The sequence below is a fragment of the Streptomyces sp. NPDC090021 genome (genome assembly GCF_044748225.1).
In the GTDB taxonomy this organism is placed as follows: domain Bacteria; phylum Actinomycetota; class Actinomycetes; order Streptomycetales; family Streptomycetaceae; genus Streptomyces.
This window is the reverse complement of the sequence record NZ_JBIVFO010000058.1, coordinates 25525-37837: the sequence shown is the minus strand read 5'-3', so window position 1 is coordinate 37837 and position 12313 is coordinate 25525. Positions and strand designations below refer to the sequence as shown.

At 72.2% G+C, this 12313-nt stretch carries 10 protein-coding genes, 2 tRNA genes and 1 pseudogene; 8 read left to right on the top strand and 5 right to left on the bottom strand.

What is annotated here, in order from left to right; translation table 11 throughout:
• Positions 1-91: 91 nt before the first annotated feature.
• Complete coding sequence (locus ACIPXC_RS32320) at positions 92-613, bottom strand: NUDIX hydrolase (RefSeq protein ID WP_401625261.1); 522 nt, start codon at positions 611-613, stop codon at positions 92-94.
• Between the two features lie 84 nt (positions 614-697).
• Between ACIPXC_RS32320 and ACIPXC_RS32315 the strand changes: the two genes are divergently transcribed.
• A complete protein-coding gene (locus ACIPXC_RS32315; RefSeq protein ID WP_401625259.1) occupies positions 698-2353 on the top strand; it encodes an FAD-binding dehydrogenase in 1656 nt (551 codons plus the stop codon).
• Between the two features lie 429 nt (positions 2354-2782).
• Here ACIPXC_RS32315 and ACIPXC_RS32310 read toward each other — a convergent pair whose 3' ends face one another.
• A complete protein-coding gene (locus ACIPXC_RS32310) occupies positions 2783-3208 on the bottom strand; it encodes an ASCH domain-containing protein (RefSeq protein WP_401625256.1) in 426 nt (141 codons plus the stop codon).
• A gap of 388 nt (positions 3209-3596) precedes the next feature.
• Between ACIPXC_RS32310 and ACIPXC_RS32305 the strand changes: the two genes are divergently transcribed.
• The 3 genes from ACIPXC_RS32305 to ACIPXC_RS32295 all read left to right on the top strand — a co-directional run bounded on the left by ACIPXC_RS32305 (position 3597) and on the right by ACIPXC_RS32295 (position 7810).
• Entirely contained in the window at positions 3597-4544 is a 948-nt protein-coding gene (locus ACIPXC_RS32305; RefSeq protein WP_401625253.1) for a hypothetical protein, read from the top strand.
• Positions 4545-4616: 72 nt separating this feature from the next.
• Positions 4617-6161 carry an APC family permease gene (locus ACIPXC_RS32300; RefSeq protein ID WP_401625251.1) on the top strand — a complete coding sequence of 515 codons (1545 nt, stop codon included), beginning with the start codon at positions 4617-4619 and terminating at the stop codon, positions 6159-6161.
• A 209-nt stretch (positions 6162-6370) separates the two neighbouring features.
• On the top strand, positions 6371-7810 hold the full coding sequence (locus ACIPXC_RS32295; RefSeq protein WP_401625249.1) for an amino acid permease: 1440 nt from the start codon (positions 6371-6373) through the stop codon (positions 7808-7810).
• A 328-nt stretch (positions 7811-8138) separates the two neighbouring features.
• Here ACIPXC_RS32295 and ACIPXC_RS32290 read toward each other — a convergent pair.
• Together ACIPXC_RS32290 and ACIPXC_RS32285 are read right to left on the bottom strand one after the other, a co-directional pair.
• Positions 8139-8226: transfer RNA gene (locus ACIPXC_RS32290), tRNA-Leu, on the bottom strand.
• Between the two features lie 143 nt (positions 8227-8369).
• Positions 8370-8457 (bottom strand) — tRNA-Leu (locus tag ACIPXC_RS32285).
• 172 nt (positions 8458-8629) lie between these two features.
• Here ACIPXC_RS32285 and ACIPXC_RS32280 point away from each other — a divergent pair.
• The 3 genes and pseudogenes from ACIPXC_RS32280 to ACIPXC_RS32270 all read left to right on the top strand — a co-directional run.
• On the top strand, positions 8630-9955 hold the full coding sequence (locus tag ACIPXC_RS32280) for a M20/M25/M40 family metallo-hydrolase (protein ID WP_030963735.1): 1326 nt from the start codon (positions 8630-8632) through the stop codon (positions 9953-9955).
• A gap of 131 nt (positions 9956-10086) precedes the next feature.
• The gene (gene chpH, locus ACIPXC_RS32275) at positions 10087-10320 is read left to right on the top strand and encodes a chaplin ChpH (RefSeq protein ID WP_401625246.1); all 234 of its coding nucleotides are present in this window, start codon (positions 10087-10089) and stop codon (positions 10318-10320) included.
• 158 nt (positions 10321-10478) lie between these two features.
• Positions 10479-10712, top strand: a pseudogene (locus ACIPXC_RS32270) (chaplin); the annotation flags it as partial.
• 598 nt (positions 10713-11310) lie between these two features.
• On the opposite strand, the gene ACIPXC_RS32265 reads toward ACIPXC_RS32270, so the two are convergent.
• The gene (locus tag ACIPXC_RS32265; protein WP_030037337.1) at positions 11311-11499 is read right to left on the bottom strand and encodes a DUF5703 family protein; all 189 of its coding nucleotides are present in this window, start codon (positions 11497-11499) and stop codon (positions 11311-11313) included.
• A 47-nt stretch (positions 11500-11546) separates the two neighbouring features.
• Between ACIPXC_RS32265 and ACIPXC_RS32260 the strand changes: the two genes are divergently transcribed.
• A complete protein-coding gene (locus tag ACIPXC_RS32260) occupies positions 11547-12245 on the top strand; it encodes a hypothetical protein (RefSeq protein WP_401625243.1) in 699 nt (232 codons plus the stop codon).
• Positions 12246-12313: the final 68 nt, after the last annotated feature.

Here is a 12313-nt window from a genome sequence, read left to right as displayed (position 1 = left end):
GGCAGTCGACAGGCGCACTCGCGGCGTCAAGCCTGTCACCGCAAGGTAGACGGGAATCTCCTTCCTGAGCTTGCGAAGGGAGGAGAGCACTTCAATGGCGGGAGTCCGGACGCGCGCGCAGCCGCCGGTAGGCCTCCAGCCCGTCCGGCACCCAGGGCCACTCCCCGTCCCCGATCCGCCGCTCCAGCTCCTCCCGCGTGAGGAAGGCGTGCCAGTCCACCTCGGAGACCTGCGGGGCCACCGGCAGCGCGCACCGCACCTCGTACACGGCGGACCACCAGGCACCGCCCGGACCCTCGTACAGGAACGTGAACAGCGGTTCCGGCCGGGGCAGCCCCCGTACGCCCAGCTCCTCCCCGGCCTCCCGCAGCGCGGCCCGCTCGTAGCTCTCGCCGGCACCCACCACCCCGCCCACGAACATGTCGTAGTGCGAGGGGAAGACGAGCTTCGAAGCGGTCCGCCGGTGTACGAAGATCCGGTCCTGCGCATCCCTGGCCAGCACGAACACACAGCGGTGGATCAGCCCGCGGGCGTACACCTCGCCCCGCGGGGCCTGCCCGGTGACCCGGTCCTCCCGGTCCACCACGTCCAGTACTTCATCAGCGGCACTCACAGGTCCATCCAAGCACCGCTGTTGACTGGTTACCGCCCCGTAGCAAAGGATCTGCCCCACCAGCGACGGAGGACGGGTATCCGCATGACGTACGACGCAGACGTGATCGTGATCGGAGCCGGGCTCGCGGGCCTCGTGGCCACCGCGGAGCTTGTCGACGCGGGCCGCAAGGTCATCCTGCTCGACCAGGAGCCGGAACGTTCCGTCGGGGGCCAGGCGCACTGGTCCTTCGGCGGGCTGTTCCTCGTGGACTCGCCCGAGCAGCGGCGGATGCGGATCAAGGACAGCCGGGACCTCGCCCTCCAGGACTGGCTGGGCACCGCCGGGTTCGACCGCGAGGAGGACGCCTGGCCACGCCGCTGGGCCGAGGCCTACGTCGACTTCGCGGCCGGGGAGAAGCGCCCCTGGCTGCACGCCCGCGGCGTCCGCTTCTTCCCCGTCGTCGGCTGGGCCGAGCGCGGCGGCTACGACGCGAACGGCCACGGCAACTCGGTCCCCCGCTTCCACATCACCTGGGGCACCGGCCCCGGACTGGTGGAGCCGTTCGAACGGCGGGTACGGGAGGGCGTCGCCCGCGGCCTGGTCCGCCTCGCGTTCCGGCACCGGGTGACCGGGCTGGCCGCCACCGCCGGCACCGTGGACACCGTCACCGGCGAGATCCTGGAACCCTCCGACGCCGTACGGGGCACCGCCAGCAGCCGCGAGGTCACCGGATCCTTCTCCCTGCGGGCCCAGGCCGTGATCGTCACCAGCGGCGGCATCGGCGGCAACCACGACCTCGTACGCGCCCAGTGGCCCGCCCGGCTCGGCACCCCGCCCGAGCGGATGCTCTCCGGGGTCCCCGCGCACGTCGACGGCCTGATGCTGGGCATCGCGGAGGCGGCGGGCGCCAGCCACATCAACAAGGACCGGATGTGGCACTACACCGAGGGCATCCAGAACTGGGACCCGATCTGGGCCAGGCACGGGATCCGCATCCTCCCCGGCCCGTCCCCGCTCTGGCTGGACGCCACCGGAAAGCGGCTGCCCGTACCGCTCTTCCCCGGCTTCGACACCCTCGGCACGCTCGACCACATCATGAGGACGGGCCACGACCACACCTGGTTCGTGCTCAACCAGCGCATCATCGGCAAGGAGTTCGCCCTCTCCGGCTCCGAGCAGAACCCGGACCTCACCGGCCGTTCGGTGCGTGGCGTCGTCAACCGGGCCCGCCAGGCCGTACCCGGCCCGGTCAAGGCCTTCATGGACAACGGCGCCGACTTTGTCGTCGAGCGCGACCTGTCCGCCCTCGTGCGCGGCATGAACGCGGTGACCAAGGAGGACCTCCTCGACGAGGCCACCGTCCGGCGCGAGATCGTGGCCCGTGACCGGGAGATCGCCAACCCCTTCACCAAGGACCTCCAGGTGACGGCCATCCACGGCGCCCGCCGGTACCTCGGCGACAAACTGATCCGCACCGCCGCCCCGCACCGGATCCTCGACCCCGGGGCCGGTCCGCTGATTGCGGTACGGCTCTCCATCCTGACCCGCAAGTCGCTGGGCGGGCTGGAGACCGACCTCTCCTCCCGGGTCCTGACGGGGACGGGCGAGCCGCTGCCCGGCGTCTACGCCGCGGGCGAGGCCGCCGGGTTCGGCGGCGGCGGGGTCCACGGCTACCGAGCCCTGGAGGGCACCTTCCTCGGCGGCTGCGTCTTCTCGGGCCGCGCGGCGGGCCGGGCCGCGGCCCGCGCGGTGGCCTGAGCCGACGCACGCGGTACGCGCATGCCGGGCCCACCCGTCCCGTCCCGCCCGGCCCGGCCTGCCCCGGCGTGCACCGGTCCGGAGCGGCCTGCCCCGATTCGCCCGGCCTGCACCCGGGCGGCTGCCCCGCCCGCCCCCGGTCCGCCCGTCCCGGCCTGCCCTGGTCCGCCCAGCGTGCCCCGGCCCCGCGCGACCTGCCCCGGTCCGCCCGGTCCGCCCGCCCCCGGCCTGCACGGGCGGCTGCCCGGCCCACCCGGCCTGCACCGGCCCGCGCCCGGGTGGCTGCCCGGCCCTGCCGGGACCGGCCGCGGCGTGTCGGTGGCCGGACGGGCCACCGACGTGCGCGGGCCTGCGATCGCCCGGCACGTGCGGGGGCCGCGGCGGCGGGCCGGCCGGGCGGCCCGGGACGTGCCATGGGCGCGGGCCGCGTCAGGCCAGACGCTCGGTGACCCGGAACCGCTCCGCGACGACGAGGGTGTCGTCGTCGACCGTGAACCCCGGGTCGCCGATCACCGTCCGCACCGGCTCGCTGTGCCAGAACTCCTCGTGCGCCGTACGCCATTCGGCCACCGACGTGTACCCCTCCCCCTCGTCGAGCGCGTGCTCCAGCGCCACGTCGGCGAGCCGCAGCACCTCCACGGCCGTCACTTCCACCACCGCCACCCCGCGCTCGTCGGAGTCGACCAGCAGGGACCGGGAGCCGGGATCCGGCAGCGGTTCCCGCTCCGTCTCGTACTCGGCGAGCAGGCCGGTGGTGCTGGTCTTCGCCCCGCTCAGCACGGCCGCGACCAACTGGTCGCGCAACGCGCCGGGGAACCCCAGAAGGTACGGGGGAAGATCGCCATATGCAGTCATACGGCCACCCTACGGCGCGGCCCGCGGAGGCCCGGAACGAATATCGCGGGCACAACTGGCACGTCCGTCAGAGCAGTTGAAACCCGCCACGCAGTGGACTGGACCTTGACTCGGAGCTGCGCCTACCGCTTTGCTGTGAGTGATCACCGGAGTGCGTACCGGAGTTCCGACCGAATTCCGCCCGTGCCCCCGGCGACCCCTCGCGTTCCACCGCACCTCCTCCGGAGTTCCGCCGGGGCTTCCGCCGAGCTCCTCGCGAGCCCCACCGGCACGATCCCCGGAACTCAGCCCGACCGCCCGCCCCACCGGCCGCGCGCGCCCTGCGCGTGCCACGGCCGCCACCGACCCCGATCCCCCGTCCGCCCGCGTCCTGGAGGGAAACCCGCGGATGTCCCCGCCGCCGCCGCCCCTCGGCCGCGCCCGCAAGCGGGACGCCCAGCTCTTCGACCCGGCCCTCTGCGACGCCCAACTCATCGACGTACGAACCCAGTTCGCCCAGGGGCGCTGGGCCAGGGTCCGCTCCCTCCTCGTCGGCACCGGCGACGACTGGGACCGCCGGGGCCACCGCGTCGTCGTCCTCGCCCAGACCCCGGCGGCCACCGCCTGGGCCCGCGAGTGGCTGCTCGCCGAACCGGACAGCGCCGACGCCGCCACCCTCCTCGCCTGCGCCGCCGTCTTCGGCGCCCTGCGCAACAAGGGCACCCCGGCCGCGGCCGAAGAGGCCTGCCGCCGGGCCGCCACCCTGCTCCCCGACGACCCCACGCCCTGGCTCGGACTGCTCCTGCTCTCCCGCGCCTTCGGTACCGAGGAGGAGTTCAGCCGCCACTTCGACCAGGTCCGGGCCCGTCACCGCGAGCACCACCACGCCCACCACCTCATGGTGGCCAGGCTGGCCGAACGCACCATCAGCCCCGCCCAGGGCCCCCTCCACGAGGTCTACGACTTCGCGGCCTGGGCCGCCGAGGAGTCCCCGGCCGACTCACCCCTGGCCGTGCTCCCCGTCGTCGCGCACGCCGAGCGCTACCGGGTGCTCGCCGCCACGCAGGGCCACACCCCCGAGGCGGCCGCCGCGCACTGGGAGGGCCGCCGCGCCCGCCAGGTCCTGCGCTCCGCCTTCGACTGGTGGCTCGAATGGGAGCGCGACGACCACCCCCGCAACCGGGTCGACCTCAACTTCCTCGCCCACGCCAAACTCTGCGAGGGCCGCCCCGCCGAGGCCGCCGCGCTCTTCCACCGCATCGGCAGCCACGCCACCCGCGCCCCCTGGTCCTATCCCGACCGGGACCCGCAGAAGGCGTTCCTCGCGGCGCGCAACGTCGCGCTCGGCACCGCCTGACCCCCCTCGACGCAACCCCGCTCCCCTCCCCATCCGCCCCCGAAAGAACCGCGCCCCCGAAAGGACGCCGCCATGCCGACGGGCAGATCCACCACGCTCCAGGAACCGGCCGAGATACGCACCTACAAGGGCCAGGACCGCGCGCTGCGCGCCGACCGCCTCGGCACCGCGGGCCTGCTGCTGTCCGTACTCGCCGCGAGCGCACCCCTCATGGTGGTCGCGGGTGTCATGCCCACGACCTTCGGCCTGATGGGTGTCGTAGGACAGCCCCTGCTCTTCGTCATCCTGGGCCTCGTCCTCGCGCTGTTCAGCGTCGGCTACGCCGAGATGAGCCGCCACGTCCACAACGCCGGCGCCTTCTACGCCTACATCGCCCGCGGCCTCGGCCCCACCGCGGGCGCCGCCGCCTCGCTCGTCGCCCTCGTCGCGTACAGCGCCATGCAGGTCGGCGTCTACGGCATCCTCGGCTTCGAGATCTCCAGCCTCTTCGCCACGTACCTGGACATCGAGCTGGCCTGGTGGATCCCCGCCCTGCTCGCCGTCGCCGTCACCGGTGCACTCGGCTGGCTCAAGATCGACCTCAACGCCAAGGTCCTCGGCGTCCTCCTCCTGATCGAGTGCGCCCTGGTCGTCGTCTTCGACGCCGCGGCCCTCGTCGAGCCGGGCCCCGAAGGCCTCTCGCTCCACGCCTTCAACCCCGAGACCCTCGCCGGAGCCGGCTTCGGCACCGCCCTGTGCTTCTGCATCGCCGCCTTCGTCGGCTTCGAGCAGTCCCCGGTGTACGCCGAGGAGACCAGCAGGCCGCACATCGTCGTCTCCCGCGTGATGTTCCTCGCCGTCGGCTTCGTCGCCCTCTTCTTCGCCTTCAGCGCCTGGGCCCTCACCGTCGCCACCGGCCCCGGCGAGGTCGTCAGGGCGGCCGGCGAGGCCGGTCCCGGCCTGCTCTTCCAGCTGACCGAGGCCCGCCTCGGCACTGCCTTCACCGACGTCCTGCACGTCCTGTTCGTGACCGGCATGTTCGCCGCCATGCTCAGCTTCCACAACGTCGTCGCCCGCTACGCCTTCGCCATGGGCCGCGAGGGCCTGCTCCCGGCCGCCTTCGGCCGCACCAACGCCGGCACCGGCGCCCCCGCCACCGGCTCGCTGCTCCAGACCGCCGTCGCCACCCTCGTCGTCCTCGCCTTCGCGGTCACCGACGACCTGCCGGCCGGCGACCCCACCGCCCCCGTCCTGCACCTGTTCACCTGGATGGGCAGCGTCGGCGCCCTCGGTGTGACGCTCCTCATGGCCGCCGCCTCCTTCGCCGTGATCGCCTTCTTCGTCCGCCGCGGCACCGCCGGAGCCCAGGTCTGTCGGCTCGTCGCGGCCGGCGCCGCGGGCCTCGCCCTGCTCGCCATCGCCGGCTACACCGTGAAGGACTTCGGCGTCCTCGTCGGCGCCGAGAAGGGCTCCGCACTCAGCTGGGCCCTGCCCGGTGTCATCGGCGCCGCCGTCGTCGTCGGGGTGCTCTACGGGGTGCTCCTGCGGCGCAGCCGCCCCGAGGTCCACGCCCGCATCGGACTGGGCAACGAGGCCTTCCGCCTCGATCAGGCAGCCGACACCAAACCCGCCGACTGACCTCACTTTCGAGGCCCTACGAAGCCCCCGACGCCCGTTTCCAAGGTCGTCGGGGGCTTCGGCGTGCAGAGGGCGATTTTGGCGGCTGGCAGAGCCTCGTGGTCTCCTATGGCGATCAAAACACCCGGAACGCATCACAGGGGACACTACCCAGCTCCCCTGCGAGGCCGTCCGGGCTGCCTGTCCCACCCACGAAGGCGAAGTCGTAGATGAGTGACCGCACCTTGACCGAGGCACCCGCCCCGGCGTCCTCCCGCCATGTCGACGCCGGTGACGAGGGTTACAGCAAGGACCTCAAGTCCCGCCACATCAACATGATCGCGATCGGCGGAGCGATAGGCACCGGCCTGTTCCTCGGCGCGGGCGGCCGCCTCGCCGGCGCCGGCCCCTCCCTTGCGATCGCCTACGCCGTGTGCGGCGTCTTCGCCTTCTTCGTGGTCCGGGCCCTCGGCGAACTCGTCCTCTACCGGCCCTCCTCCGGCGCCTTCGTCTCCTACGCCCGCGAGTTCATGGGCGAGAAGGGCGCGTACACCGCCGGCTGGCTGTACTTCCTGAACTGGTCCACCACCACCGTGGCCGACATCACGGCCGCCGCCGTGTTCGCCCACTACTGGTCCGCGTTCACCGACGTACCCCAGTGGGTCCTCGCGTTCATCGCGCTCGCCATCGTCCTCACCGCGAACCTGATCTCGGTGAAGTACTTCGGCGAGATGGAGTTCTGGTTCTCCATCGTCAAGGTCAGCGCCCTGGTGATCTTCATGCTGGTCGCCATCTACCTGGTCGCCACCAGCCACCCGATCGACGGCCACACCCCGGGCCTCGCGACCATCACCGACAACGGCGGCCTCTTCCCCTCCGGCGTCCTCCCGATGCTCCTGGTCGTCCAGGGCGTCGTCTTCGCGTACGCCTCCGTCGAGCTGTGCGGCGTCGCCGCGGGCGAGACCGAGAACCCGGAGAAGATCATGCCGAAGGCGATCAACTCCATCATGTGGCGCGTGGGCGTCTTCTACGTCGGCTCGGTCGTCCTGCTGGCCCTGCTGCTCCCGTACACCGCCTACTCCGCCGACCAGTCCCCGTTCGTGACCGTCTTCGACAAGCTGGGCATCCCCGGCACCGCGGGCATCATGAACCTGGTCGTCCTGACCGCCGCCCTCTCCTCGCTCAACTCGGGCCTGTACTCCACCGGCCGCATCCTGCGCTCGATGGCCCTGTCCGGCTCCGCCCCGAAGTTCACCGGCGTCATGAACAAGGGCAAGGTCCCCTACGGCGGCGTCCTGTTCACCGCGGCCTTCGGCGTCGCAGGCGTCGGCCTGAACTACTGGATGCCCGGCGAGGCGTTCGAGATCGTCCTCAACCTCGCCTCCGTCGGCATCCTCGGCACCTGGGGCATGGTCATGCTCTGCTCGCTGTTCTTCTGGCGCCGCTCGAAGAGCGGCCTGGTCTCCCGCCCGTCCTACCGCCTGCCCTGGGCCCCCTACACCCAGATCGTGACCCTGGCCTTCCTCGCCACGGTCCTGGTCCTGATGTGGAGCGACGGCGGCGTCGGCCGCACCACGGTCATGCTCGTCCCGGTCATCGCCGCCGCCCTGGTGGGCGGCTGGTTCCTGGTCCGCGGCCGCGTCGCCGAACTGGCCGCCACCCGCGACTGACCCCCGGCACCGCCCCCGCAGTCCACGAGACCCCCCGCGCCGGACCCCCGTCCCGCGCGGGGGGTCTCGCCGTTCGCCCCCGGGCCGCCGGGCCCGGGCTCTCGGCCGCGCCCACCCGGACTCCGCGCGGCAGGGCCGCCGGGGGCCCGGAGGGCGCCCCGAACCGCGGAGACGGGCGCCGACGGGCACGGGAGCCGCCGCGTACGGACCGGCGGCGTACGGACCGGCGGCGTACGGGGCGGCGGTGTACGTACGCCGCCTCCGCCCCCGGGGTGGCCGCAAACGCACGAGAGGCCGGTCAGGACTTCTCCTGACCGGCCTCTCGCCGTGGTGTCCGAGGGGGGACTTGAACCCCCACGCCCGATAAAGGGCACTAGCACCTCAAGCTAGCGCGTCTGCCATTCCGCCACCCGGACCGGGTGTGTGTCCTCCGGCCCCGCGGGCCGTTGCGACGAGCGAAACACTACCAAACATTCCGGGGTCGCCGCCGCGAGCCCGGGGCCGGCGGCGGCGGCCTCCGGGAACGAAGAAGGACCCCGCCGAAGCGGGGTCCTTCCGTTGGTGTCCGAGGGGGGACTTGAACCCCCACGCCCGATAAAGGGCACTAGCACCTCAAGCTAGCGCGTCTGCCATTCCGCCACCCGGACCGGGTGAGTGCCGTCCGTCCCTCGCGGGCCGTTCCGACGAGGAAAACACTACCAAACGGCGGGGGTCCTCGATCACACCCCCCGACGGCCGGGGATCGCCCTTGGGGAGAGCGGCCCGGGGGCGGGAGGATGGGAGGGTTCGGTACTGAGTGGATCAGTGGGAGGAAGCAGCGTGAGCCAGGCGAGCGCGGGCAAGACCGTCTCCGGCGAGGACGAGGTCGTCGACCTCTGCCGGGACCTCATCCGGATCGACACCAGCAACTACGGAGACCACTCGGGCCCCGGGGAGCGCAAGGCGGCGGAGTGGGTCGCCGAGAAGCTCGCCGAGGTCGGGCTGGAGCCGCAGATCTTCGAATCGCACAAGGGCCGCGCCTCGACGGTGGCGCGGATCGAGGGGGAGGACCCCTCGCGGCCCGCGCTGCTGATCCACGGGCACACCGACGTGGTTCCGGCCAATGCGGCGGACTGGACGTACGACCCGTTCGCGGGCGAGATCGCCGACGGCTGCGTGTGGGGCCGCGGCGCCGTCGACATGAAGGACATGGACGCGATGACGCTGGCCGTCGTCCGCGACCGGATGCGCAGCGGCCGCAAGCCCCCGCGGGACATCGTGCTGGCCTTCCTCGCCGACGAGGAGGCGGGCGGCATCTACGGAGCCCGCCACCTCGTCGACAAGCACCCTGGGCTGTTCGAGGGCGTCACGGAGGCGATCGGCGAGGTCGGCGGGTTCTCCTTCACCGTGAACGAGAACCTCCGGCTCTACCTCGTGGAGACCGCCCAGAAGGGCATGCACTGGATGCGGCTCACGGTGGAGGGCACCGCCGGCCACGGCTCCATGACCAACAACGACAACGCCATCACGGAGCTGTGCGAGGCCGTGGGCCGGCTCGGCCGCCACCAGTGGCCGGTGCGCGTGACCAAGACCGTACGGTCCTTCCTGGACGAGCTCTCGGACGCGCTCGGCACCCCCCTGGACCCGGACAACATGGACGCCACGCTCGCCAAGCTCGGCGGCATCGCCAAGATGGTCGGCGCGACCCTGCGCAACTCGGCGGCCCCGACGATGCTCGGCGCCGGCTACAAGGTCAACGTCATTCCCGGCCAGGCGACGGCCCACGTGGACGGACGCTTCCTGCCGGGCTACGAGGACGAGTTCTTCGCCGACCTCGACCGCATCCTCGGCCCCCGCGTGAAGCGGGAGGACGTGCACGGCGACAAGGCGCTGGAGACGGACTTCGACGGCCGGCTGGTCGAGGCGATGCAGGGTGCCCTGAAGGCGGAGGACCCGATCGCGCGGGCGGTCCCGTACATGCTCTCGGGCGGTACGGACGCGAAGTCCTTCGACGACCTCGGCATCCGCTGCTTCGGCTTCGCGCCGTTGCAGCTGCCGCCGGAGCTGGACTTCGCCGGGATGTTCCACGGCGTGGACGAGCGGGTGCCGGTGGAAGGGCTGAAGTTCGGGGTACGCGTGCTCGACCGGTTCATCGACAACGCCTGACATTCGAGAAGGTGTGCGCATTCCACTGAGAAGAGTGAATGCACTCATACGCTCGTAGCCCTGGTGATCCTTCCTCGTTACAGGTGGTGCGGTCCGCGGCTGGGACCGCACTTTGCCTACTAGGAGGAACAATGCTCAAGAAGGTTGTCGCCGCTGCGGCTGCCACCGGTGGTCTGGTTCTCGCGGGTGCGGGTCTGGCCGTCGCCGACGCGGGTGCCCAGGGTGCGGCCATCGGCTCCCCGGGTGTCCTGTCCGGCAACGTCGTCCAGGTCCCGGTCCACGTCCCGGTCAACGTCTGCGGTAACACCGTGTCCGTCATCGGCCTGCTGAACCCGGCCTTCGGCAACACCTGCGTCAACGCCTGACGCGTCTGAAGTCTTCGGCCCCGGAGCGCAATCCAGCGCTCCGGGGCCACCGGGCTTTTACGGCCCGGAGCCACTTTTCGGAGTACCAGGCGGGGGAGCCTGGGCGGCCGGGCCTTCGAGCGCGCGGCCGACACGTACACACCAGGGGACGAGTACAGATGCGACGACCGGCACAGGTCACCAGGAAGACCCTGATCACCATGGCTGCCGCGGGGGGTGTCCTCGCGCTGGCCGGGGGCCAGGCACACGCGGATTCCGGCGCTTCGGGCCATGCCAAGAACTCTCCGGGCCTGCTGTCCGGGAACACCGTGCAGGCGCCCGTGGACGCCCCGGTGAACGCCTGCGGGAACACGGTGACGGTGGTGGGGGGCCTCAACCTGGCCTTCGGGAACCACTGCGCCAACGGTTCGGGCCACGGCAGGCCGGGCCACCCCGGCCACCCCGGCCACCCCGGGCACCCCGGTAATCCCGGCCACCCCGGGAACCCGGGCGACGGTGAACCGTGCGACGACCACCCCGGTAACCCCGGTAACCCCGGTAACCCCGGTAACCCCGGTAACCCCGGTAACCCCGGGAATCCAGGTAACCCGGGTAACCCGGGCAACCCCGGTAACCCCGGGAATCCAGGTAACCCGGGCAACCCCGGTAACCCTGGGAACCCCGGGAATCCGGGTAACCCGGGCAACCCCGGCAATCCCGGTAACCCGGGCAACCCCGGGAACTCTGGGAATCCGGGTAACCCCGGCAACCCGGCCAACCCGGGCACGGGTACCCCCGGCACCCCGGCCAACCCCGGCACGGGTACCCCCGGTACGGGAACCGGCATCGGGGTGAACCCCGGTCTCGCCGCGACCGGGTCCGGCGACGTCCTGACCGCCGGCCTCCCGATCGCGGGTGGCCTGCTGCTCGCCGGCACCGTGCTCTACCGGCGTGCCAGGAACGCCGCCTGACGGACGTTCACCACGCGGGCCCCGCCCCCGGGGCCCGCGTTCACCAGGTGGCGCGGACCTGACGGATGATCCGGCGGCGCAGCCGCACGCGGCGGCTGCCGTCCCGGTGCAGACTCAGCCGGTCGATCTCCCAGTTCCCGTACTCGGCATGGTCGGTCAGCAGGCGGGTGGCCTCCTTGCGAGGCACCCCGCGGGGCACGTACACGTCGACAAATTCGTATTCCGGCATCGCATCTATTGTGCGGGCACAGCCCTGCTACGGATAGCGTCTGCTCTATGTCTGATGCCGCTCTGCCCACTGTTGCCGAGGTCCGCGCCGCCGCCGAGGCGGTCAAGGCCGCGATCGACCGCCACCTCGCCGCGGTCGAGCGCAGGATCGGGGACGAGGATCCGGACGTCTACGCCGCCTTCAACGAACTCGCCACCGCCGCCGAGGAGTACGACGAACTCCTCTACGACCGCTACGGCGAGGTCACGCCCTTCGAGATCCCGACGCCCGAGGACGGAGTCCCGTACACCGGCCCCGCCGAACCCGCCGCCTTCAGCGTGCTCATCCGCCGCGACTACGCCGTCGTCGAACCCGCGCGGCTGATCGCGCAGGCCGAACGGGTCGCCGCGCACGACCTGGACGCCGACTTCGCCCACGACGGCGGCACCGCGGACGCCCTCGGCGTGCTCTTCGGGGAGTACGAACCCGACGAGATCGCCTCCCGCTCCAAGGACTTCGGGCTGGAGGAGGGCGACTCCACGCTCTGGATCGCCGCCTCGGAGGAGATGACGGAACCGGGGGAGTGGCTGGGCTCGCCCTTCGGGCACATCGACGCGCAGGACGTGCTGCACCGCTTCGACGTCAGCTCCGTCTTCGACGAGGAGACCGATGAGTTCGACGACATCGAGGACCGGGCGCAGGACCCGGCGCAGGACCAGGACCGGCACGGGGGGCGGACCACCCGGCCGGGACTGACCCCCGCCTGACAGCGTGGCCGCGCACCGGCGCGGCCCGGCCGTGGCCTCCCGCCCCGCGGGGCGGGAGGCCACGGCCG